Origin of the sequence: Nocardioides xinjiangensis (assembly GCF_017916385.1) — a bacterium.
Classification (GTDB): Bacteria; Actinomycetota; Actinomycetes; order Propionibacteriales; family Nocardioidaceae; genus Nocardioides; species Nocardioides xinjiangensis.
Genome location: NZ_JAFMSW010000001.1, coordinates 1,711,394 through 1,735,827, shown reverse-complemented (window position 1 = coordinate 1,735,827; position 24,434 = coordinate 1,711,394). Strand labels below are relative to the sequence as shown.

14 protein-coding genes are annotated in these 24,434 nt (G+C 73.1%); 8 read left to right on the top strand and 6 right to left on the bottom strand.

Features of this window, described 5'->3' with window-relative positions; all coding sequences use genetic code 11:
- The first annotated feature begins 327 nt into the window (after positions 1-327).
- Together J3P32_RS08220 and J3P32_RS18170 are read left to right on the top strand one after the other, a co-directional pair.
- Positions 328-1,689, top strand: a complete 1,362-nt coding sequence (locus J3P32_RS08220) for a hypothetical protein (RefSeq protein WP_210439318.1) — start codon at positions 328-330, stop codon at positions 1,687-1,689.
- Entirely contained in the window at positions 1,682-2,329 is a 648-nt protein-coding gene (locus J3P32_RS18170) for a class F sortase (RefSeq protein ID WP_307861625.1), read from the top strand. Before J3P32_RS08220 ends, J3P32_RS18170 begins: the two co-directional genes overlap by 8 nt.
- 6 nt (positions 2,330-2,335) lie before the next feature.
- On the opposite strand, the gene J3P32_RS08210 is transcribed toward J3P32_RS18170, so the two are convergent.
- Both J3P32_RS08210 and J3P32_RS08205 read right to left on the bottom strand, forming a co-directional pair.
- A complete protein-coding gene (locus J3P32_RS08210) occupies positions 2,336-3,136 on the bottom strand; it encodes a deoxyribonuclease IV (protein WP_210439317.1) in 801 nt (266 codons plus the stop codon).
- On the bottom strand, positions 3,133-4,071 hold the full coding sequence (locus J3P32_RS08205) for a serine/threonine-protein kinase (RefSeq protein WP_210439316.1): 939 nt from the start codon (positions 4,069-4,071) through the stop codon (positions 3,133-3,135). Before J3P32_RS08205 ends, J3P32_RS08210 begins: the two co-directional genes overlap by 4 nt.
- 244 nt (positions 4,072-4,315) lie before the next feature.
- On the opposite strand from J3P32_RS08205, the gene rpsF reads away from it, so the two are divergent.
- The 4 genes from rpsF (at position 4,316) to rplI (ending at position 6,106) form a co-directional block, all read left to right on the top strand.
- Entirely contained in the window at positions 4,316-4,606 is a 291-nt protein-coding gene (rpsF, locus tag J3P32_RS08200; RefSeq protein ID WP_210439315.1) for a 30S ribosomal protein S6, read from the top strand.
- 116 nt (positions 4,607-4,722) lie between these two features.
- Positions 4,723-5,298, top strand: a complete 576-nt coding sequence (locus tag J3P32_RS08195; protein WP_210439314.1) for a single-stranded DNA-binding protein — start codon at positions 4,723-4,725, stop codon at positions 5,296-5,298.
- A 110-nt stretch (positions 5,299-5,408) separates the two neighbouring features.
- Positions 5,409-5,645: a 30S ribosomal protein S18 gene (gene rpsR, locus J3P32_RS08190; protein WP_056603689.1), complete on the top strand. Its 237-nt coding sequence runs from the start codon at positions 5,409-5,411 to the stop codon at positions 5,643-5,645.
- 14 nt (positions 5,646-5,659) lie between these two features.
- Positions 5,660-6,106 (top strand): 50S ribosomal protein L9, encoded by a 447-nt coding sequence (rplI, locus tag J3P32_RS08185; protein ID WP_210439313.1) that lies wholly within the window; start codon positions 5,660-5,662, stop codon positions 6,104-6,106.
- An 81-nt stretch (positions 6,107-6,187) separates the two neighbouring features.
- Here rplI and J3P32_RS08180 read toward each other — a convergent pair whose 3' ends face one another.
- The 4 genes from J3P32_RS08180 to J3P32_RS08165 all read right to left on the bottom strand — a co-directional run bounded on the left by J3P32_RS08180 (position 6,188) and on the right by J3P32_RS08165 (position 14,193).
- A complete protein-coding gene (locus J3P32_RS08180) occupies positions 6,188-6,580 on the bottom strand; it encodes a hypothetical protein (RefSeq protein ID WP_210439312.1) in 393 nt (130 codons plus the stop codon).
- A gap of 163 nt (positions 6,581-6,743) precedes the next feature.
- The gene (locus tag J3P32_RS08175; RefSeq protein ID WP_210439311.1) at positions 6,744-11,468 is read right to left on the bottom strand and encodes a S8 family serine peptidase; all 4,725 of its coding nucleotides are present in this window, start codon (positions 11,466-11,468) and stop codon (positions 6,744-6,746) included.
- Between the two features lie 195 nt (positions 11,469-11,663).
- Positions 11,664-12,821 (bottom strand): hypothetical protein, encoded by a 1,158-nt coding sequence (locus tag J3P32_RS08170; RefSeq protein WP_210439310.1) that lies wholly within the window; start codon positions 12,819-12,821, stop codon positions 11,664-11,666.
- 46 nt (positions 12,822-12,867) lie between these two features.
- Positions 12,868-14,193, bottom strand: a complete 1,326-nt coding sequence (locus tag J3P32_RS08165; RefSeq protein WP_307807801.1) for an MATE family efflux transporter — start codon at positions 14,191-14,193, stop codon at positions 12,868-12,870.
- 550 nt (positions 14,194-14,743) lie between these two features.
- Here J3P32_RS08165 and dnaB point away from each other — a divergent pair.
- Together dnaB and J3P32_RS08155 are read left to right on the top strand one after the other, a co-directional pair.
- A complete protein-coding gene (gene dnaB / locus J3P32_RS08160) occupies positions 14,744-16,141 on the top strand; it encodes a replicative DNA helicase (protein WP_210440702.1) in 1,398 nt (465 codons plus the stop codon).
- A gap of 203 nt (positions 16,142-16,344) precedes the next feature.
- Positions 16,345-24,432 (top strand): CshA/CshB family fibrillar adhesin-related protein, encoded by an 8,088-nt coding sequence (locus J3P32_RS08155; RefSeq protein WP_210439309.1) that lies wholly within the window; start codon positions 16,345-16,347, stop codon positions 24,430-24,432.
- Positions 24,433-24,434 lie beyond the last annotated feature (2 nt).

The window sequence follows — 24,434 nt, the reverse complement described above, 5'->3', positions numbered from 1 at the left end:
GAAAGGCTACAAGGGACCAGACACCACCCCCGTGCGTGTCTGGTCCCTTCGTGAGGAGAGACGCAGTGCCCGCCGGTTCGGTTGCACGCCCGTGCCGAGCTCCTGCGACCCCCTTCCCGGCGAGCCCTGACCCGGGCGGCTCGCCCCGCGTGGCCCGAACGGGTGAGGAGACCCCCACCCGACCGGGTGGCTCGGCGTAACCCATCGGTGGGTGGGTGGTTGAGGTGGGTACTACGGCGCATCGGCCCGCTCGGGAGGGACGGCTGAGCCGATGACTCGCGTACAGGTCTCCGGCAGCGTCGCCGGACTATAGGAGGAACACGACACATGTCACCCACGTCTCGCTCGACCGGCCACCGGATCCGGTCGCAGGCCCGACTCGCTGCTGCGGCCATCCTCACCGCGAGCACCGGTCTGGGCCTCGGGCTCGCGGCAACGCCCGCCGTCGCCGACCCCGGCAACGGCAACGGCAACGCGCACGGGCTCACGAACGGCAACGGCGGGACCCAGGCCGCGACGCCGACGGCCCCTCCGGCCGCCCAGCAGCCGCCGGCGCCGCAGGGCAACGGCCAGGCCAACGGCCAAGGGAACGGCAACGGCCAGGCCAACGGCAACGGCCAGGCCAACGGCAACGGCAACGGCGGCGGCCGGGGCAACGGCCAGGCGAACGGCCAGGGCAACGGCCAGGGCAACGGCCAGGGCAACGGCCAGGGCAACGGCCAGGGCAACGGCCAGGGCAACGGCGGCGGCAACGGCAACGGCCACCAGGGGAACCCGGGCAACGGCAACGCGGGCAACGGCAACGCGAACCCCGGCAACGGGAACGGGAGCTCCGGGAACGCCAACCCCGGCAACGGCAACGGCAACCCGGGCAACGGCAACGGCAACGGCAGCGGTCAGGGCGATCCCGCGGGCAACAACGGCACGGTGAAGATCGCCCCCCTCGGCGAGCTCGACCGCATCCCGAACAACACCCCGCACCCCGGATGCACCTTCCAGGTCGAGTGGTACGGCTTCGACCAGGGCGCCGACATCATCTCGACGGTGACGTTCACCGAGCACGCGCCGACGACCGGCGTCGGCATGACGGTCGACGGACCGGCGCAGGTGTTCGTCGGGGGCGACCCGGCCACCGGTGCCGGCACGGAGACCGGGCTGGACGGGCGCCAGGCGTACACTCTTTCCTTCACCGGCGAACCGCACCCGAAGCAGGGCTACCACGTGCGCCTGACGATCAGCACGCCGCGCTCCAACGGCAACGACACCAAGACCAAGGTCTTCTGGGTGCAGCAGTGCGCGCCCGGCACGTCGTCGGCGCCGACCGAGCCGGGGACGCCGGGCACCCCCACGTCGACGACGCCCGGGTCGACCGACGTGGACGACGAGACGTCCGACCCGACGTCCCCGACGTCTCCCGCGTCGACCGAGCCGTCGGAGTCGCTGGAGTCGCCCGTGTCCCTCGAGCCGTCCGACGCCGAGGTCCTCGGGGAGCAGGCGTTCGGGTCGGACGCCACGCTCCCGACCGAGCAGGGCGCGTCGAACGACGTGCTTCCCACCGCGGTAGACGCCGGCGTGGACGCCCGAGGCAGCTCCGACGCCGTCGCCGGCACCTCGCTGCTCGCCCTCTTGCTGGTCCTGCTCGGTGGCGTCGCGGGACGGCTCGCGTGGACCCGACGGGCTCGTGGCTGAGCCGACCTCCTCTCGACGCGGCGAGCGCCTCCTCCACCTGGGGGCGGTGCTCGCCGCGCCGGCGCTCGTCGTCGCCGGCGTCCTCGTCGGGCTGCGCCCCGGCGAGGCTCCGGCGGTCGACGAGCAGGCCCGCGAGACCGCCGGCGTCGTCCGCGCCGACCGGGCCGAGCCGACGGCTGCCACGCCGCCGGCGTCCTCGGTCCCGGCCCGGCGACCGCGGCGTGTCGTCGTCCCCGCCCTCGGCGTGCGCGCCGCGGTGACGCCGATCGTGGCCGTCCGCCGCGTGCTGACCCCTCCCGCGGACCCTCGTCGCGTGGGCTGGTGGGCGGATGGGGCCCGCCCCGGTTCCGCCACAGGCGCCACGGTCCTGACCGGGCACACCGTGAGCAGCGGGGGCGGTGCCTTCGACGACCTCGAGGACCTGCGTCGCGGCGACGAGGTGCTGGTGCTCGACGGCACCCGCCGCTCGTCGTACGCCGTCGCGTCGGTCGAGGTGCTGGGCCGCGGCGAGCTGGCTCGCCGCAACGAGCGCGTCCTCGGCCGGGGCGGACCCGCACGGCTGGTCCTGATCACCTGCGAGGACTGGGACGGGACCGCCTACCTCAGCAACGTCGTGGTGACCGCTCTCCCCACGAGCTGAGCCCGGTCAGAGGCGCTCGCGCAGCCAGGCGAAGTCGGCGAGGTGGTCGGCCGCCCCGCCGGGCGTCTCGCAGATGACGGGCGCGCCGGCCTCGCGGACCACCGCCGCGAACTCGTCGGCGGGCAGTCGGCCGCGGCCGAAGTTGGCGTGGCGGTCGGCGCCCGAGCCGAAGTCGTCACGCGAGTCGTTGGCGTGGACGAGGTCGATGCGGCCGGTGATGCCGCGGACCTTCTCGACGGCGTCACCGAGGTCGATGCCGCCGGCCCACGCGTGGCAGGTGTCGAGGCAGAAGCCGACACGCTCGGCGCCGTCGGCCGAGGAGATGGCGTCCCACACGCCGGCGATCCGGTCGAGGTGGCGCGCCATCGCGTTCTCGCCGCCCGCGGTGTTCTCGATCAGCAGGGGGACCAGGATGTCGGTGGCCTCGATCGCCTTGCGCCAGTTGTCGAAGCCGACGGCCGGGTCGTCGGCCTTGTTGACGTGCCCGCCGTGGACGATGAGGCCCTTGGCGCCGATCTCCGCCGCCGCGACCATGTGCTGCTGGAGCAGCTTGCGGCTCGGGATCCTGATGCGGTTGTTGGTCGTGGCGACGTTGACGACGTAGGGGGCGTGCACGTAGAGGTCGACCCCGGCGTCCTCCGCCGCGGCGCGCAGCGCGGCCGCCCCGCCGTCGAAGCGGACCTCGGGACCCTTGTAGCCCTGCGGGTCACCGAGGAAGAACTGCACGAGCGAGGTGTCGCGCGCGACGGCCTCGCCGACCGGGTCCTCCTGCGCGACGTGGGCGCCGACGGCAAGCTGGGTGCTCATGCGGTCCAGCCTAGGAGCAGGCACAGGCACGCCACGACCACGCCGGCCAGGACCGCGACGGCCGTCCAGCCGGCCCAGTCGACGTCGCCGCGGACCGACGCCGAGGGCGTGCGGCGGCGCGGCGGGGGACCCAGGCGGTCGGGCACCGGCGGGCCGTCGGGCGCCGGCAGGGGGAGCCGGCGGAGCAGGCGGAGCGCCGCCTCGGCGGTGGCGATGCGCTGCTCCGGGTCGTCGACGACCAGCCGCTCGACGAGGGGCCGCAGCGGGTGGGAGGGGATCCCCCGCTGGAGGGCGGGAGGCAGCCCCGTGACCAGCTCGAGGGCGACGCGACCCGTGGCGTAGAGGTCCTGGGCGGGGTCGGGCGGGGCGCCACGCGCCTGCTCCGGCGCCATGTAGCCGTCGGTGCCGATGGCGCCGGGGACGGTGGTGAAGCGCCGGTCGGCCACCGGGGCGGCGACGCCGAAGTCGCCGAGGCGCAGGTGCGGTGGTCCGTCGCCGGTCGCCTCGAGCAGGAGGTTGGCCGGCTTGACGTCGCGGTGCACCAGTCCGGCACCGTGCACGGCCGCGAGCCCGCTGAGCAGCTGCCCGACCAGGAGCCCCGCGGTGCCGGCGTCGAGCGCGCCGTGCTCGCGGAGCAGGTCGGCGACCGACCCGCCCGTGACCAGCTCCATCGCGAGCACCACCAGCTCGTCCTCGGCGGCCCAGCCGTGCGGTGCCACGACGTGGGGGTGGCGCACGCGGACGGCCTGCTCGCGGACGAACCGCGCGAGCACCGCCGAGCCGTGCCGGCCCAGCACCTTCACCGCGACGAGGCGACCCGTGCGCTCGTCGCGGGCGCGCCACACCGAGCCCATGCCCCCGGTGCCGACCTGGTCGAGCAGGCGGTAGCGTCCCGCCACCACGATGGCGGACCGGGGCGTTGCGGTCCTGGACACCGCTCGACGCTAGCCCCGAGCCGCCCCGCCGCGGGCGCGCCCTCCACAGGGGCGCGCGAGGCGGGTCGGGCGGGACCGGGCGGCCGGGCGCTCCGCGATGCGGGCCTGCCGCGCGGCCGCTGGTAATCTTGCCCGGTTGCCTTCGGGCGACCGTGGCGTGCGACCGGTGTCGCGGCCACGAACGCAGAGTCCTCCTGCCACGGAGAGCCCGTGGCCGCTCTAGCCCAGAGGAGGTGGAGACGCTGTGCGTGCCTACGAAGTGATGGTCATCCTCGACCCGAGTCTCGACGAGCGCACCATCGAGCCGTCGCTCGACAAGTACCTCAACGTGATCCGCAAGGACGGTGGCTCGATCGAGTCGCTCGACGTGTGGGGTCGTCGCCGGATGGCGTACGAGATCAAGAAGAACGCCGAGGGCATCTACGCCGTCATCAACCTGACGGCCGAGCCCGCGACGGTCAAGGAGTTCGACCGCCAGCTCACGCTGAACGAGTCGATCCTGCGCACGAAGGTCATGCGTCCCGACGCCCACTGACCGCCCACGGGCGTCTGTGGAAAGACCCTTCCCGCCGTCGGTGCGTGCCTGTTTGATGGGCGCATCGCCGGGGGCGGACCCCGGATCAGCAGCAGGACATTCTGAGGAGACCTGACATGGCAGGCGAGACCACGATCACCGTCATCGGCAACCTCGTCGACGACCCGGAGCTGCGGTTCACCCCCTCGGGGGCGCCCGTCGCCAACTTCCGGATCGCCTCGACGCCGCGCACCTTCGACCGCCAGAGCAACGAGTGGAAGGACGGCGACACGCTGTTCCTCTCCTGCGCGGTGTGGCGGCAGGCAGCGGAGAACGTCGCCGAGTCCCTCCAGCGGGGCATGCGCGTGATCGTCCAGGGTCGCCTCAAGTCGCGTCAGTACGAGACCCGCGAGGGTGAGAAGCGCACCGTGTTCGAGATCGACGTCGAGGAGGTCGGCCCGTCGCTGCGCAACGCATCGGCCAAGGTCACCAAGACGACGCGGCAGGGCGGCGGTGGCGGCTACTCCGGCGGCGGCTACTCGGGCGGCGGCGGTCAGTCCGCGCCGGCCGACGACCCGTGGGCCAGCCCGGCTCCCTCCCAGGGTGGCGGCGGCTGGGGCGGTCAGTCCCAGGGTGGCGGCCAGTCCGCTCCGACCAACGATCCCTGGGCCACGCCCGGGGTCAGCGGCGGGAACGACGAGCCGCCCTTCTGATCCCCTCGGCCACATGCAGCACGCTGCCTGGGGCCCGAGGACACTTTCATCCATCACCATTCCGTCCCTGATTGCCTTCAGGGCCGGGCTCACTGAAAGGGAGCACCACAATGGCCAAGGCAATTCTGCGCAAGCCGAAGAAGAAGGTCTGCCAGTTCTGCAAGGAGAAGGCGACCGGTGTCGACTACAAGGACACCACGCTGCTCCGCAAGTTCATCTCCGACCGCGGCAAGATCCGCGCCCGCCGCGTGACCGGCAACTGCGTCCAGCACCAGCGCGACGTGGCCATCGCCGTCAAGAACGCGCGCGAGCTGGCCCTGCTGCCCTACACGTCCACCGGTCGCTGAGAGGAGCACGGGACATGAAGCTCATCCTGACCCAGGAGGTCGACGGCCTCGGCGCCCCCGGCGACGTGGTCGAGGTCAAGGACGGCTACGGCCGCAACTACCTCGTCCCCCGCGGCCTCGGCATCCGCTGGACCCGCGGTGGCGAGAAGACCATCGAGTCGATCAAGTCCGCCCGCGCGAGCCGCGCGGCCCGCGACGAGAGCCACGCCCAGGAGATCAAGGGCAAGCTCGAGGCCAACGCGGTCAACGTGAAGGTGCGTGCCGGTGAGGGTGGTCGCCTGTTCGGCGCCGTCACCACCGCCGAGATCGCCGACGCGGTCACCGCCGTCTCCGGCGAGACGGTGGACCGCCGCACGATCGTCGTGGCCAACCCGATCAAGTCGCTCGGTGCCCACGAGGTGACGGTCAAGCTCCACGACGAGGTGTCCGCCACGGTGGCCCTCAACGTCGTCCCGGCCTGACCGCCGACGTCACGCAGCACCCGACGGCCCGCTGCCTCCTCGGAGGCGGCGGGCCGTTCGGCGTCCCGGGGTGCGTCGCGCTCACTCCGTCGGCTCGTCGCACCGCTCCGGTGGTCGGCGCCCGCCCGCGTGGTACTCGTACGTCCGGCCGCCGGCGCGCAGGACGATCCGTGAGCCGTCGACCAGCGCCTGGGTGTACGCCATGCCGGCACGGGCGCAGCCGCGGCTCCCGTTGCGCCAGGTGACCTCCTCGACCGACACGACCTCGACCTCGTCGGCGGGGAGGCCGAGGCTCGAAGCCAGGTCCGCGACGGACTGCTGGACCGCCGAGGGGGGCGGGGACGCCGTCGAGGGCGCGGAGGACGGCTCGTCCACGGGGGTCTCCTTCTCGGGCGGCTGAGCGGGACCGTCGGCGCACCCCGCGAGGGCCAGGCAGCACGCCGCCGCCAGGACCCAGGCACGGACGACCGTCATGTCACCAGCATGACCGACATGGCGAAGGGTCCGACATGGCGAAGGGTCCGACATGGCGAAGGGTCCGACATGGCGAAGGGTCCGACATGGCGAAGGGTCCGACATGGCGAAGGGGCCGCCGGTGCATCGCACCGACGGCCCCTTCGTTGGAGCTCACTCCACCTCAGCGCACGGTGCGCCGGTCGACCACCCGGAACCGGATGTCCTTCGTGGCCGGCTCGGTCGCGGCGTCGCCGGCGTACACGACGCGGACCTTGACCTTCCCGGTCCTCGTGAACTTCGGCAGCACGACCTTGGTCCTGCCCCGGTCGTTCAACGTCTCGGTCCAGGTCTTCTCCTGGCCGGCTCCGCGGACCACGATCCTCACCGTGCCGCTCGGCACGATGTCCCGTGCCCGCACGGTGACCCGCAGCTTGACCCGGGTTCCGACCTCGACCGGCTTGACCACTTTGGTGGCGATCTTGGCCCGGGCCTTGTCGACCGGACCGTTCGCGGTGACGGCCAGGTTGACCGGTGCCGAGGTGGCCGGCGCGCTGGCGGCGTCACCGAGGTACTTCGCCGTCACCGGGACGGTCCCGGCAGTGGCGAAGCCCGACAGGGTGGCGGTCGCCCTCCCGGTGGCGTCGAGGGTGCCCGTGCCGGCCAGGCGGGTGCCCGCCCAGAACTCCACGGTGCCCGTCGGCGCCTTCGGGCCGGTGCTGAACACCTGCGCGGTGGCGGTGGTGGTGCCTCCGGTCTCGATGGTGGTCGGGTCCAGCGACAGCGCCACGTTGGTGCGCACGGCGGAGCCCGTGATCCGCACGGTGTGCCGGGCCGTGACGGGCTTCGCGCCGGGGTCGTCGGTGGTGTGGACGACCTTGTTGGTCAGGTCCTTCTCACCCACGGTCGGGTCGACGGTGACCTGGTAGCTGAAGCTGGCCCCCTCCGCCTCCGGCTCGGAGTACGTCGCGCAGACGGCGAGGTCGTCCTCGATCACCGCGGAGGCGTCGCCGGCGTTGATGAGCGCCGCGCCCACGGTGCCGTCGGCGTTCTCGGTGCCGATGGTGACGTCGTCGAGGATCGCTCCCGCGTCCACGTTGTCGTAGACGAACACGAGGTCGTTGCTGCCGGCCGTCGCGATGACCTGCATGTCCAGCTGCCCACCGGCGCCCGCGTCGTCGTCGTAGAGGCGCATGTCGTCGTACTCGACGATCGCGATCTCGCCCGGGTCGAGCACCCCGTTGGCGCCGGCCGTGCTGGCCAGCGTCACCCCGGCGCCGGAGGCGGCGTCGTAGCGGATCTCCATGTCCTGCCAGAGCAGGGCTGCCACGTCGTTGGGCGCGGCGGCGTTGGGAACTGACTGCGGGACCCACGGCGAGCCGGCGTAGCCGTCGCCGTAGACGAGGAAGCCGTCGTCGGAGAACGTCAGGCCCTTGTGGTCCTGGCCGTAGAACCCGAAGGTGCCCGAGCCGAAGGCCGAGAACGTCTCGGTGTCGCCCACCACCGCGTCCTGGGCGGGGATGCCCAGGGACGCGAGGTCGAGGTAGCCCGGCTCGCAGGCCTCGGGGTCGTCCGCGCTGGTGGTCAGCGTGTAGTTGCCCTCCTCGCCGTAGGTGGAGTCGAGGACACCGCTCCACGACACGACGCCGTCGGCGAAGGTGGCGCCGTCGGTGGCGGAGCCCTCGACGTACGTCGTGCCCTCGGGGAGCGCGTCGGTGATGGAGTAGGTCAGGTCCTCCTGCGAGACGTTGGGCGCGACGTCGACGGTGTAGGTGATGGTGTCACCCGGTGCCGCCTCGGTCGTGTCGGCCGTCTTGGTCACGTCGTCGGCCACCCGGGACACGGTCACCGGGACGACCCCGATGTCGCCCGGGGTCGCTGGCGAGGTGCCGAGGGTCAGCGTGCCGTGCCAGGTCTCCCCGGCGTCCATCTCGTTCTCGTCCCAGAAGGTGCGGATGTCGAACGGGGTGGCGGCAGGGACGGGGCCCTCAGGACCCTCGGCCCACAGGTTGCCCTGGTCGCCGGCCACCACCGCGGTGACGAGGTCGGTGGTGTCGGTCCCGCCGGCCGTGGAGGCCTCCCAGTTCTGCACCAGGACCCAGTAGGTGCCCGGCTCGGGGTCGGCGATCGTGATCGCCTCGTCGGAGCCGGCGCTGGCGCTCATCGCGATCTCGTTGGCGGCGCTGACCTCGCCCCGACCGACGTAGAGGTCGAAGTCGGGCGCCGTCGGGTCCTGCAGCCTCGCGATCAGGCTGGTGGCGCCCGCAGGCACGTCGATCATCTCGACGTGCGTGCCGTTGCCGTCGTACGGGTCGGTGTTCGTCGAGTCCGCGAAGATGGACAGCTCGGTGCGGTCCTCGGGGACCAGGCCGCTCGCGTCGACCTGCAGGTCGGTGATCGCGATGGCCTCGAGGTCCGTGGTGAGCTGCGAGCCGGCGTCACGACGGGTCGTGACGTCGATCGAGGTGGGCAGCACGCCCGCCGAGGGCAGCACGCCCACGGGCAGGTGGGCCACCGGTGCCTCGGAGCCGGCGGGGGGCGTCAGCACCAGGGTGCCGAACAGCCACTCGTCGGTCGCCGCGCCGTTGTCGACCGTCGCGGTGACGGTGACGTCGGCGGTGCCGCCGTCGGTCACCTCGATGGACTCGACGTCGGTGTCGAGCGTGATGCCCTCGGAGAGGTCCTCCACGGACACGGTCCACGTGCCGGCACCGGTCGCGGTGCCGGTGAACGTACGCGTCCAGCCGCAGGTCTGCAGGCACTCGTCGTCGGCCATGCTGGCGGTGTTGAGGTCGCGCACGTCGCCGCCCTTGGCGGGGTCGGCGGCCTGGTAGCCGGCGAGGTCCTCGTCGAGCACGAGGCCGGCCTTGGCCGCGCGGCGGAGCTCGATGCGGCCCGAGCCCATGTCGAACCAGTCGGCCGCCGTGCCGTCGGAGTCGGTGATGTCGCGCTCCGCGGTGGTCATCAGCGCCGACTGCGCCTCGGCGGGGGTCCACGCGTCCTCGTCGTCGAGCTGCATGCCCCGCAGCAGCGCCAAGGCGCCAGCCGTGTGGGGGCTCGCCATCGAGGTGCCCGAGATGAAGTGCCACTCGACGCTGTTCTCCGCGCCGGCGGCGGCGAGGATGTCCACGCCGGGCGCGGACACGGACGGGCTGATCGAGGACAGCGCGCGGTTGGGACCGCGGCTGGAGAAGGCGGCCATGATGTCGCCGTTCTCGTCGGCGACGTCGGCCACGGAGCCGGACAGGGCGGCCTCGGTGCCGGGGTGGGCGGCGATGAACGACTTGAGCGCCTGCCCGTCGGCGTAGGTGATGTGCGCGGCCGGCAGGGCGTGCGCGTCACCGTTGAGCGAGGTGCCGCTGGCCTGGTCGTTCGCCAGGATCATGCCCTCGGCGCCGAGGGACTCGACGTTCTCGCCCTTCTCGACCCGGCCGTTGCCGCCGCGGTCGCAGATGATGATGAGGCCGCTGAGGTCCGTCCCCGCCGGGAAGGTGCCGGCCGGCGTGCTGTCCGGCGGCAGGCCGCACTGCGGGTTGTTGTACGGCGCCGCACCGGCGTACACGACCGGGAAGGTGCCGTCGGTCGCGCCGGCCAGGCCGGCACCGGCGATGTCGGGCAGGGTGGCTCCGTCGGTGGCGCTGATGTCGGTGACCGAGGCGACGTACTTCCGGTCGTGCGTGGTCGCGCCGACCGTCGTCATCCACGGGACGTCGCCGGGGCTGCCGAGCGTGGCCTCGCCGGGCCCGTCGTTGCCGGCGGAGGTCGCCACGTGGATGCCGGCGGCGCGGGCGTTGAGGAAGCCCACCGCGTCGGCATCGGTCCACGGGTTCGACGGGGCGCTGGACCCGATCGAGTAGTTGATGACGTCGACCCCGTCGAGGATCGCCTGGTTGATCGAGGCCAGGATCGAGTAGCCCTGGCAGCCGCCGTCGCACACGTCGTAGCCGATGATGTTGGCGTGGGGTGCGACGCCCTTGATCGTCGACGTAACGGAGAACTCGTGCTCGGTGCCCCTCGCCGAGTAGGCCGTGGCCTCGACCTGGTTGCCGGCGGTGGTGCTGGCGGTGTGGCTGCCGTGGCCGTCGTCGTCGTAGGGGTCGTCGAACGGGTTGCCACCGGTGGCGGGGTTCTCGAAGTTGTAGTAGCCGATCAGCTTGTCGTTGCAGCCCCAGTCCGCGACGTACTGGGCGGCGTTGGCCGGGTCGCACATGCCGAGGTACGTGCCCGCGCCGAGCGGGTTGGTGTGGTCGTAGCCGTCACCGCCGTCCTCGGCCGGGACCACGTCCGCGAAGGACGGGTTGGCGGGGTTGATGCCGGAGTCGAGGATGCCGACGACGACGCCCTCGCCCTTCGTGCCCTCGAAGCCGGCGGGCACGTTCGAGCCGTCCCAGATGGTCGGCGCGCCGATCCACTCGGGTCCCTTGTCCGTGGTGAGCTGGCGCTCGAAGTCGACCTGCACGGCGGAGACGCCGTCGATCCCGGCGACCTTCTGCGCCTGGCCGCGGGTGAGCTGCACCGCGATGCCGTTGAGCGCCTCGGTGTAGCGGTGGAGCACCTTGGCGGGGCGGCCGGTCACCCGGGAGATGGAGGAGACCAGGTCGGCCTGCTCGGCCTTGAGCCCCCTCCGGTAGGCCGACTCGGAGTCGGCGGCGGCGGCGAGGCCGCGGTCCTCGGCCTGCTCGCGCGTCGGGACGGCCGGCGCGTCCAGCTGGACGATGTACGTCTCGGGCGCGGTCCCGGTGCCCAGCTCGAGCACCGTGCCCTTCTTCAGCGCCTTCGCCGGCGACGCCTTCGCCGGTGTCAGCCGGCCGGGGTCGAGGTCGGCCGCGGTGGCCGCCACCCCCCACGGCGCGAGTAGTGCGGCAGCGACGCTGGTGGCAGCGCCGGCCGCGATGGTACGACGGATCACGCGTATTCCCCGTTCGACTCAGGATGGCCCGACTGCAGCACGAAGCGACCCCGAGGACGAGACACGTAGCGGTGCAGGCGGAGGGTGGTGGAGCCCCTGTATCTGAAGTCACCGGTGGGGCAGGTGTCAACGAATTCCTGACCTGGAACTTCTTCCGTAACGGAGACGTAACCCCGGAAGGCTTTCAGGGGGCTTTCAGCGGGTGTGGCGGCGGGTCGCCGCGGGGAACCGGTTCGGGCGCGCGACGACCGCGTCGATCACGACCCGCTTGTCGCTCAGCGACTCGATGACGATCCGGCCGGTCCGCATGCCCGAGTAGCGGTCGATGACGACGTGCTGGCGCAGGGCCGCCTTCGTGCCGGCGAGGTCGACCACGTGCCAGTCACGCTTGCCCACGCGCAACCGCACCTTGCCGTAGCGCGGGCCGCTCGGCGCGATCAGGCGCAGCTCGCCGACGTCGGCGCGCGGCATCACCAGCCGGGCGCCACGCCGCGACGCCGTGACGGCGTCCCCGCGGAACCAGGCCGCGTCGCGCAGCTTCCTCCAGCCCCGCTGCCGGGTCACGTTGCGCGGGACGAAGAACTCGATGGGCGCCGACCACGCGCTGGCGTTGCCGGCACGGTCGATCGTCCGCGCGGCGAAGGTGTGACGGCCCGACCGCGGGTGCTCGAGCTGCCAGCGGCCGCCCGCGCAGGCCACGGCACGGCCGTTGTCGGTGCACTCGAACGTCGAGCCGGGCTCGCTGGTGTTGATCCTGATCGGCACGCTCGCGCCGGTCACCACCGGCTGCGTGGGCGTCGCCTCGTCGTAGGAGGTGCTGGTCACGTAGACGAACGGCGCCGTGGTGTCCTGGCCCCACGTCAGCGTCGCGGGCGTGGGGTCCTCGTCGGGCGTGTCCTCGACGGCGGGTGGCAGCAGCGGCGCGACGTCGGGGGTGCGGGCCCGGTCGCCGAGGTCGACGGCGCGCGCCGCGAAGACGTACGTGCCGGCCGGGGCGTCCGGCAGGCCCGCGTACGTCACGGGGCTGGTGCACGCCCGCCAGTCGTGCGCCTGCGGGCCGCCGGTGAGCCGGCACTCGAGGCCGAAGGGTCCGGCGTCGCCGTCGGAGACCTGCCAGCCGAGGGCGAAGGTCATCGACGGCACGGCGACGAGTCCGGCCGCGTTCGGCGTCGCGGACGCGGTGAGGGTGGTCTCGGGCGGGGTGCTGTCGTCGCAGCCGTTCTGCAGGATGCCGGGCGAGGTCTCGTCGACGCACCCGGGCTGGGCGCTCACGGGCGCGGCGCCGAGCGGCACGAGCGCCCCCGCGAGCAGCGCCAGCACTCCCAGCCGGGCCGCGATCCTGTGGCCTGCCATGGTCCCCCCTCGTCTCGACTCAGTCCTCCGGCGAGGACTGCACGGCCTAACGAACGACGCTCGCTCCGGTCACGAGCCAGCGGTCGCTCCGTGCCCGTCGGGAGAGCAGCACCCACCGGGCGCCCATGAACACGACGGTCATCGCCACCCAGACGGCCACCACCCCGTGCGGGAGCGTGGCCGCCCACAGGGCCGCCGGGGCGTACAGCGCCAGCACGACGATGCCCGCCCAGGCCAGGTAGGTGCCGTCGCCGGCGCCGATGAGGACGCCGTCGAGCACGAAGACCACGCCGGCGACCGGCTGCCCGAGCGCGGCGACCAGCAGCACGGGCACGAGCAGGTCGCGCACCGCGGGGTCGCTGGTGAACAGCGCGCCGATGAAGGGCGAGACGGCTGCGAGACCGAGCCCGGCGACGATGCCGCTGCCCCAGCCCCACGCGACCATCCGTCGGGTGAGTCGACGAGTGCCGTCGACGTCGCCGCTGCCCAGCGCCCGCCCCGTGAGCGCCTGCGCGGCGATGGCGATGGCGTCGAGGGCGAAGGCGAGGAAGCTCCACAGCGTGATCGCGACCTGGTGCGTGGCCACGTTGACGTCGCTGGCCTGCGTGCCGACGCGCGTGACGGCGTACGTGCCCACGAGCAGGCAGGCGCGCAGCGCGACGGTGCGGACGACGAGCGCCACGGCGGCGTGGGCGGCAGCCAGGATGCCGGCGCGGTCCGGGCTCAGGGGCGCCCCGTGCTCGCGCGCCGCGCGGACGACCACGACGAGGAACCAGCCGGCACTGATCACCTGTGCGGCGACCGAGCCGAGGGCCGACCCGGCGATCCCCATGTCGAGGCCGTGGACCAGCACGACGTTGAGGACGATGTTGAGGCCGTTGCCGACGACAGCGACCAGCAGCGGCGTGCGGGTGTCCTGCAGGCCGCGGAGCACGCCTGTCGCGGCCAGCATGACCAGCAGGGGCGTGGTGCCGAGGAACGCGATGGCCAGGTAGGTCTCGGCGTGCTCGGCGACGTCCGCGCCGGTGTGGAAGGCGCCCACGAGAGCCGGGGTCGCCAGGACACCGCCGACGGTGGCGATCGTGCCGATGACGACCGCCAGCCAGACGCCGTCGACGCCCTGCGCCAGGGCGGCGCGCAGGTCGCCGGCACCGAGGTGGCGCGCGACGCTGGCGGTCGTGCCGTAGGCGAGGAACACGCACAGGCCCACCACGGTCTGGAGCACCACCGCCGCGACGCCGAGCCCGGCCAGCTCGGGGGTGCCGAGGTGGCCGACGATCGCGGCGTCGGAGATCAGGAACAGCGGCTCGGCGACCAGCGCGAGGAAGGCGGGCACGGCCAGGCGCAGGATCTCCCGGTCGACCGCCCTCACGCGGCCCAGCCTAGGGACCGTGCCACCGGCCGCGTGCAGCGACGGCCGGTCGGCCGGCCGGACGTGTCCATAGTCTCTTCGGACTACCTGTGAATGGCCGTGTGGATGACGCCGCCGGTGTCGGTCGTCACGCGTCGGTGGCGACCCAGCGCCCGGCATCTCCCAGATGTCGGACAGGTGAACGACCGAGCCGACCAAGGAATTTCGATCCACAGGCTGGGGACCGAGTTTGCGCAGGTCAGACGGCGCATCATCGGCACCGGCCCCGGCTTCTCCACAGCCGGTTCCACGGCGTGTGCACCTCCGCGCGCGTGTCGTCCACCTGAGTGCCCAGCTTGTCCACAGAGCCTGTGGACAAGTCGGCGCCGCCGGCTTCCCCCCACGGCCGCGGAGCACGTACGGTCTCGCGCGGACGAGGTCTCCGGGATCCGGCTCCCGGGGCGTGCGAAGGCCGTCGGCGGTGTCGGTGGTCGTCCCTACCGTCGTCGGCAGGGTCGTGGCAGGCGGTCGGCGGACAGGATCAGTGGACAGGGGAGGAGCGCCGGTGAGCATCGCTTTCGGGGGAGACACCGACGAGGCGTGGGGCGACGGTCCCGCGGCCTACGAGCCGGGGGAGTCGCCGCGCTCGGCCGGCGACCGCACGCCGCCCCAGGACAACGCGGCCGAGCAGAGCGTGCTCGGCTCGATGCTGCTCTCCAAGGACGCGATCGCCGACGTCGTCGAGGTGATCAAGGGCGTCGACTACTACCGGCCGGCCCACGAGGTCATCCACGACGCGATCATCGACCTCTACGGCCGCGGCGAGCCGGCCGACCCGATCACGGTCGCGGCCGAGCTGCAGAAGCGCGGCGAGCTGCAGCGCATCGGTGGCGCGCCCTACCTCCACACGCTGTCGGCCAACGTGCCGATCGCGGCCAACGCCGGCTACTACGCCGAGATCGTGCGCGACAAGGCGGTGCTGCGCCGCCTCGTGGAGGCCGGCACCCGCATCGCCGCGCTCGGCTACGCCGGCGAGGGACAGATCGACGACGTCGTCGACAGCGCGCAGGCCGAGGTCTACAAGGTCACCGACCGGCGCGCGACCCTCGACTACGCCCCGCTGAGCGACATCATGAGCGGCGTCCTCGACGAGATCGAGATGATCGGCAACCGGGAGGCCGGCCTCTACGGCGTGCCCACCGGTTTCGCCGACCTCGACGACCTCACCAACGGCCTCCACTCCGGCCAGATGATCATCGTCGCGGCCCGTCCCGCCATGGGGAAGTCGACGCTCGCCCTGGACTTCTGTCGCGCAGCGTCGATCCACAACAACCTCACGAGCGTCTTCTTCAGCCTGGAGATGACGCGCTCGGAGATCATGATGCGCCTGCTCTCGGCCGAGGCGAAGGTGCCGCTCAACCACATCCGCAACGGCACGATGCGCGACGACGACTGGGAGAAGCTCGCCCGCAAGATGGGCCAGGTCTCCGGGGCGCCGATGTTCATCGACGACAGCCCGAACATGACGATGATGGAGATCCGGGCCAAGGCACGCCGCCTCAAGCAGCGCCACGACCTCAAGCTCATCGTCATCGACTACATGCAGCTGATGAGCTCGGGCCGCAAGGTCGAGTCGCGCCAGCTCGAGGTCTCGGAGTTCTCCCGCAACATCAAGCTCCTCGCCAAGGAGCTCGAGCTGCCGATCATCGCCCTCTCCCAGCTCAACCGCGGTCCCGAGCAGCGTGGTGACAAGCGCCCGATGATGAGCGACCTGCGCGAGTCCGGGTCGCTGGAGCAGGACGCCGACATGGTGATCCTGCTGCACCGCGACGACGTCTACGAGAAGGAGTCGACCCGCCCCGGCGAGGCCGACCTCATCGTCGCCAAGCACCGCAACGGCCCCACCCGCGACCTGACCGTCGCGTTCCAGGGCCACTACTCGCGCTTCGTCGACATGGCGCAGGGCTGACCGGCGCCGCTGCCGGTCCTCCCGTCGCGGAGCGACCCTCGCCCGATTTCCTCGTTCTCCGGACGTGAGCGAGGACCTGCCCCTACCGTCGTCGTAGTCTGTCGGGGGACTGCCGGTTCCCCGTGCACGGGGGAAGAGGCATCGTGAAGCACTCGGGTACATCTCGGTCCGGTCGCACTGCTCGTCGGGGACGCCGACGTCGGATGTCGACGGCGGCGGTCGTCACGTCGCTCCTCGGCGCGCTCCTCGCGGTCGTCCCGGTGACGCTGCTGACGGCCTCGCCGGCCGAGGCGAGGTACGCCACCCACGGCACGGGCACCTACCTGGGCGCCATCGACTGGTTCGAGTGGGGTGCGCACCTGGAGAAGATCCCGCCCGCAGGGCTGACCAGGACCAACACGCGGGTCGTGGCGGGCGGGACCCTGGCGACCACCTGCACCCTCTCCGACATCGACGACCGGGCCCAGGGCGCGAGCAACAAGCTGTCCGCCTACCGGCCGGGCCACTGGGGTGGTGACGGCCTGGACGACATGTACCGCATCGGCGCCCAGTCCGGCAGCGCCAACCAGCTCATCTCGGGCCTGTGGATCGGCGGCGGGCCGGTCCTCTTCCACCTCTCGTGCGACGTCACCCTCGACGGGGTCCCCGTCCCGCTGGCCGGTCTCGTCATGGCCGATGCCGAGCAGAGCATCACCAACGAGTACGTCCAGGCCACCATCCCGGCCGGCGCCGACTGGCGGATCATCGACCGCGGACGGACGGCGGGCTGCACCAACGACACCGCCGTGGTGCGTACCGGCCAGACCCTGCGCCTTGCAGGCAACGCCCAGGCCTGCCCCTCCGGGCCTACGGGTGTGGCCTTCATGGAAGGCGCAACCTCCGCCGACGTGGTGATCCAGGGCGGTGGGGCGTCGGCGATCGCCCTGGGCGTCATGCTCTTCAACGACTTCGGGGACGCCCCGGCCAGCTATGGCGACGCCGGTGCGCTGTACTCGCCCGGATTCACCGGTGACCCGGTGCCGCAGGGCACCACAGCGCTCTTCGCCCGACCCCTCGCCTCGCCGACCCAACCGGCGCCCCGGCTCGGCGCCACCGTGGACTCCGAGGGCGCACACCAGGCCGGGCCGGCCGCCGGCGCGGACGGCGCCGACGAGGACGCGCTCGCCGCTCCGGTGCGCCTGCGCCCCACTCCCGGCACGTCGTACACCCTGCCCGACGTCGCCTGCACCGGCCCGGGTGTGGTCAGCGGCTGGGTCGACTGGAACGGCAACGGCACCTTCGAGCCGAGCGAGCGGTCCGACCAGCCGAGCTGCACCGGCTCCAGCGTCGCCCTCACCTGGGACGTGCCGGCTCGCCCCGACACCGGTCCGACGTTCATGCGGCTGCGCATCGGTCCGAACGCCGCCGCCGTAGCCGGCCCGACCGGCGTCAGCACCGCCGGCGAGGTCGAGGACCACGCGGTGGTCGTCGTGCCTCGCGCCGACTACGGCGACGCACCGGACACGGCCGGCACCACGGCGGCGGACAACGGTGCGCGCCACCTCGTCCCCGACCACGACGCGGCCCGCTCGACCGCGCCGGTGATGCTCGGCGACCGGATCGACCTCGACGACGACGGCGCGCCCGGCCCGGCCGCGGACGGCGACGACAACGCCGGCGTCGACGACGAGGACGGCGTTGCCTTCAACACCTCGCTCGGGTACGCCGCGCCCGTGCTGCGCACCGGCACGGACGCCATCACCCTGGACCCGGTCGTCAACACGCTCGACGTCACGGCCTCCTCGGCCGGCTTCGTCAGCGTGTGGGTCGACCTGAACGGCGACGGCGACTTCGGCGACGACGGCGAGCGCGAGGTCGACGCGGCGCCCGTCGTGGCCGGGGCCAACATCATCACCTTCACCGAGGGCGTGAACCCGCCGGACATCGAGGCCTTGGTGCGGGTCCGCTACAGCACCGACGCGTCGGCCGTCCACTCACCCGTCGGGATCGCCCCCGACGGCGAGGTCGAGGACTACCGGGTGCTCGTCGAGCGGCTCATCGTCCCGGCGGCGTGCTCGCCTGTGGCGGAGCCGTACTACGCGATGACCTTCAACTCGGTCACCGACAAGAGCGGCGCGGGCGCCCCGGGCACCTCCGCGAGGTACCCACGGGTCGCGGTCGTCAGGGGCGAGGTCGTCGATGCGGTGGCCACAACCGGCAACCCCGGAAGCACGATCAACGCCAACGGCTTCTTCGTGGCCGGCGACGACGCGGCGTGGAACCTCAACGGCAGCGGTGCCGCCACGGCGGTGACCTTCAGCTTCGTCCGGACCGGGACCAGCACACCGGTGGCCTTCAACTCGGTGTGGACCATCAACGACATGGACGCCACCGAGCGCACGGACTTCGTCCCGGACACCCAGGTCGAGGACTACGCGCTCACCCCGGGCAGCATGGTGGCGGTGAGCCGTTCGGGCGGCCGTCTGGTCTTCAGCGGCACGGTTAGCGGCAACAACGACACCCGCAGCCGCTATCAGGTGTGGTTCAAGAACAGGAGCGCCGTCGGCGCGATCTGGCGCGGGTTCGCCGGCTCCGGGTTCCTGGTGGACGGCGACGGCGACACCCCCGTCCCCACGTCGTGCGACGACTACGGCGACGCCCCCGACACCTACGGCACCACCCTGGCGAGGGACGGCGCCCGCAACTTCGCGTCCCAGTCGCTCAAGATGGGCGCCGACGTGGAGTTCGACGCCGACGGGCAGCCCACCGCGGCCGCGGACGGCGACGACACCAACCGCAACGACGACGAGGACGCCGTCGCCGCACCGATCTCGGTGACTCGCGGCGAGCCGTCGTCGGCCGAGGTCAGCGTGACCAACGACCTCGCCGACCCCGCCACGCTGGCCGCCTGGCTCGACCGTGACCGCTCCGGCACGTTCGACGCCGACGAGCGCGTGATGGTCCCCGTGCCTGCCGGCTCCGGGACGGCGACGTACACCGTGGACCTCGGTGCGGTGACGACCACGCAGGACACCTACGTCCGGTTCCGGCTGCTGCGCGGCGCGATCGCCGACCCCCAGCCGACCGGCGCAGGCCCCGTCGGCGAGGTGGAGGACCACCGCGTGACCGTGCTCAACCCGGCGCTGACGCTCACCAAGACCTCCGACGCCACCGCCGACAGCGGTCCCGGCGACACCGTCACCTACACCGTCACGCTCACGAACACCGGCAGCGGCGCGTTCACCGCCGCCAACCCGGCGCGGGTGGTCGACGACCTGTCCGCGGTGCTCGACGACGCCACGTACGCCGGCGGCGCGACCGCCACCGTCGGCGGCACCGCCGTCGCCGCCCCGGCGTACGCCGAGCCGCGGGTCTCCTGGTCCGGCCCGCTCGCAGCGGGGGCCTCGGTGGTGATCACCTACGCGGTCGACCTCGAGGGCGGCGGAGACGGCCACGTCCGCAACACCGCCTTCGTGCCGCCGCCGGGCGACCCGAACCCGCCGACGCCCGACTGCGCGCAGACCGCGCGGCCCTGCGCGACGACCACCACCGAGCTGCCCAGGCTCAGCATCACCAAGACCGCGAACCGCACCCAGCTCCCCGCGGTCGGGCAGCAGGTCAGCTACACGGTCACCGTGACGAACGCCGGTCTCGGCGCCTACACGGCGGACCACCCCGCGACGTTCGCCGACGACCTCAGTGAGGTCCTCGACGACGCCACGCTGGCGCAGGCCGACGTCACGGCCAGTCGCGGCACCGCGACCGTGTCCGGCTCGACCCTCGCCTGGACCGGGACCCTGGCGGCCGGCCAGAGCGCCACGGTCACCTACACGCTGACCTACACCGGCGCCGGCGACCAGGTGCTGCGCAACAGCGCATGCGTGCCGGCCGCCGAGGCTGCCGACGCCGACGAGGCCTGCCGCACCGTGTCGGTCCCGGGCTCGGGCCTGCGGCACGACAAGTCCGTCGATCCCGCCTCCGGCACGCCGGTCGAGGCCGGGCAGGTCCTGACGTACACCCTGGCGTTCGAGAACGTCGGGCCGACGCCGGCCACCGTCGACACCACCGACGACCTCGACGGCGTCGTCGACGACGCCGTCCTGGACCCGACGTCCGTCACCGCGGACGCCGGTCTCGTCGCCACCCCGAGCGCCTCCGGCGACGCGATCGCCGTGACCGGCAGCGTGCCGCCCGGGCAGACCCTCGAGGTCACCTACCGGGTGCAGGTCCTCCCGTGGGCCGACCAGGGCGACCACGTGCTGACCAACGTGCTGGCCTGCGAGCCCGGGGAGCCGGCCGGTTGCGCGCCGGAGACCACGACCAACCCGGTGCGCCACCTCGCCGTCACCAAGACCTCCGACGCCACCGCCGACAGCCGGCCCGGCGACCAGGTGACCTACACCGTCACGGCCACCAACGACGGCACCGGCGACTTCACCGCCACCGACCCGGCCACGCTGGTCGACGACCTCGGCGACGTGCTCGACGACGCCGACTTCGACGGCACCGCCACCGCCAGCGCCGGCAGCACGTCGTACGCCGCGCCGCGGCTGACCTGGACCGGAGCGCTCGCCGCCGGCGCGAGCGTCACCGTCGAGTACACCGTCACGCTGAGCGGCGGCGGCGACGGCGAGGTCGACAACGAGGTGTGCACCGGCGCCCCCCGCGCCTGCGCCGCCGAGTCGTTCGACCTGCCCAAGCTGACGATCAGGAAGACCTCCAACCGGGCACAGCTCCCCGCGGCGGGCAACAAGATCACCTACACGGTCACCGTCACCAACCGCGGTCCGGGCGACTACACGGCGTCGGCCCCGGCGAGCTTCACCGACGACCTCTCCGACGTCCTCGACGACGCCACCTTCGACGACGGGTCCATCGCGGCATCGACCGGTACCGCCACCCTCGTGGGGAACACCCTCGACTGGAGCGGGGCACTCCCCGCCGGCCAGTCGGCGACGGTGACCTACACGCTGACCTACGAGGAGACCGGCAACCTCGTCGTGGACAACCGCGCCTGCATCCCGCTCAACGAGGCACTCGACCCCGACGAGCCCTGCCGCACGGTGCACACCCCCGGATCGGGCCTGCGCCAGACCAAGAAGGTCGACCCCCGCACCGGCACCTCGGTCGTGGAGGGCCAGGTGCTCACCTACACGCTGACCTTCGAGAACGTCGGCCCCGCCGCGGCGACCGTGGACACGGTCGACGACCTGTCCGGCGTCGTCGACGACGCCGACCTCCTCGTCGACTCGATCAGCGCCGACGCCGGCCTGGTCGTGACGCCCGACGCGGGCGGCGAGGCGCTGACGATCACCGGCTCCGTCCCGACCGGGGAGGTGCTGACCGTCACCTACAGGGTGCGCGTCCGGGCCTTCGCCGACCAGGGCGACCACGTCGTCACCAACGCGCTGGCCTGCCAGCCCGGTGACCCCCAGCCGTGCGACCCGACGACCACGTCGAACCCGGTGCGCCACCTGGTGGTGGGCAAGACCTCGGACGCGACCGCGGACAGCAAGCCGGGCGACACCGTCACCTACACGGTCCGGCTGCGCAACGACGGGGCCGGCGACTACACCGCCGCGGCCCCGGCGACCGTGGTCGACGACCTCACCGGTGTGCTCGACGACGCCACGTTCGCCGGCGTCGCGAACGTCAACCAGGGTCCCGCCCCGACGTACGACGCGCCCCGGCTCAGCTGGTCCGGGCCGCTGCGGGCCGGCACGGAGGTCCGGGTCACCTACGAGGTGGTGCTGAAGGGCGGCGGCGACGGGGTCGTGCGCAACGTCGCCTGGCAGCCGGCCGACCCGCGCGACCCGGGGCCCACCCCGGACTGCGCCACCGCGACGGTGCCCTGCAGCACCGAGTCCTTCGACCTGCCCAAGCTCACCCTCGACAAGTCGGCCGACCGCGCCGACCTGCCCGCCGTCGGGCAGACCGTGACCTACACGGTGCGGGTCGCCAACGCCGGCCCGGGCGGCTACACCGCCGAGCACCCGGCGACGTTCACCGACGACCTCTCCGACGTCACCGACGACGGGACCGTCGGCGTACCCACCGCCACGGTGGGCGAGGCGACCCTCGACGGCGACGAGCTGTCGTGGACCGGCGTGCTGGGTGCGCCCGGCGACGCCGCGGAGGTCACCTACACCGTGACCTACCGGGGCACCGGCGACCGGGTTCTCGACAACACCGCCTGCGTCCCGGCCGCCGAGGCGCAGGACCCCGCGGCGGCGTGCGACACCGCGTCCGTCCCGGGCTCGGGGCTCGTGCACCGCAAGACCGTCGACCCCGCGTCCGGCACCGCGGTCGAGGTGGGTGACACGCTCACCTACACGCTCACCTTCGACAACACCGCCGGCGCCGCTGCCGCCGTCGTGGACACCACCGACGACCTCCGCCGGGTCGTGGACGACGCCACGCTCGACGAGGCGTCCGTCACCGCCGGCGCCGGGCTCACCGCCACGCCGGACCCGGCCGAAGCACCGGACACCATCGCCGTCACGGGCACCGTGCCCGCCGGCGCGACCCGCACGGTGACCTACCGGGTGACGGTGAAGCCGTTCGATCGCCAGGGCGACCACGTCCTCACCAACGCGCTGGCGTGCGAGCCGGGCGACCCGACGCCCTGCGCGCCGGCCACGACGTCCAACCCGGTGCGCCACCTCACCCTGCACAAGGAGCAGACCTCGCCGGCGTCCCCCGACACCGGCGACCGCGTCACCTACACCCTCACCGTGCGCAACGACGGCGCGGGCGACTGGACCAGCGCCGACCCGGCCGAGGTCGTGGACGACCTCGCGGGCGTGCTCGACGACGCGACCTGGGCCGACGACGCGAGCGCCTCCACCGGTGCGGTGACGTTCTCCGAGCCCGAGCTCACCTGGACCGGCGCCCTCGCCCACGGCGAGACGGCGCGCGTCGCCTACTCCGTCGTGGTGACGAACCTCGGGGACCACCGGCTCGTCAACATCGCCTCCGTCAGCGGGTGCGCCCTCGCGGAGTGCACGCCCGACCCCGTGGTGACGCCGCTGCCGCACGTGGTGCCGGGCAAGTCGGCCACGCCCGCGGGCGGCCAGCCCGTCCAGCCGGGGGACCGGGTCACCTACACGCTGACGTGGAGCAACGACGGCCGGGCGGTCGGTGCCGTGGACAGCACCGACGACCTGTCCGGAGTCCTCGACGACGCCGAGGTGGTGCAGGAGCCGACCAGCTCCGACCCGGCCGTGACGGCGACCCGCACGGGCGACCGCCTGCGCGTCACCGGGCCGCTCGCCCCGGGGGAGACCGTCGCCGTCACCTACGTCGTGCTCGTGAGGCCGGCCGGCCAGCACGGTGACAACTCGCTCCTCAACGTGCTGGCCCCCGACACCCCGCAGGTCGGCTGCACCGTCTCCGGGTGCACGCCGGTGCCGCCTGCCACGACCAGGCACCCCGTCGGCGACCTGGTGGACTGGAAGACCGTGGCGCCGTCGGCCGGGACCGCGGTGCGTGCCGGCGAGAGGGTGACGTACACGCTGCACTTCCAGGGCTCCGGCACCGGTCCGGTCCGCGTCCACCGGGTCGACGACCTCAGTGGCGTGCTGGACGACGCCGCGCTCGTCGCGGGTCCGACCGCGTCGACTCCCGGCCTGGCGGCCGGGGCGCCGGTCGCGGGACGGATCTCGGTCACCGGCACCGTCCCCGCCGGGACGACCGCGACCGTGACCTACACCGTCGAGGTCGGACCGGACGGCCGGCGAGGCGACGACCGGCTGGTCAACCACCTCGTCGACCCCGGCCAGGCACCGCCGACGTCGTGCAGCACGCCGCCGACGGCACGTGCCGGCCAGTCCGACTGCACCTCGAACCCGGTCGCCGCCTCCGACGTCGACCTGGCCCTCGCGAAGCGTGTGGTCTCCGGTCGCAAGGTGCTGGTGGGCGACCGGATCCGCTACACGCTGCGCGTCTCCAACAAGGGACCTGCGGTCGCGGCCGGGCCGATCGTCGTCCGCGACCGGCTCCCGCGTGGGCTCGAGCTGCTCTCGGCGAAGGGCCGGGGCTGGGAGTGCGAGGTCGACCGGGGCGCCGACCGCGCCGCGTGCACGCGCACGAGCGCGCTGCGCCCCGGCGCGAGGACTCCCGCCGTCGTCCTCGTCGCCCGCGCCACCGCGGCGGCCACGGGCCGCACCGTCAACGTCGCCACCGTCAGGGGCGGTCGGGACACCCGGCCCGCGGACAATCGGGACGTCGCCGGGGTGAGGGTCTCCGCGCCGCCGGCGCTGCCCGGGACCGGCTTCCGCTCCGCCGGGCGCGGCAACGCCCGCCGGGACTGAGC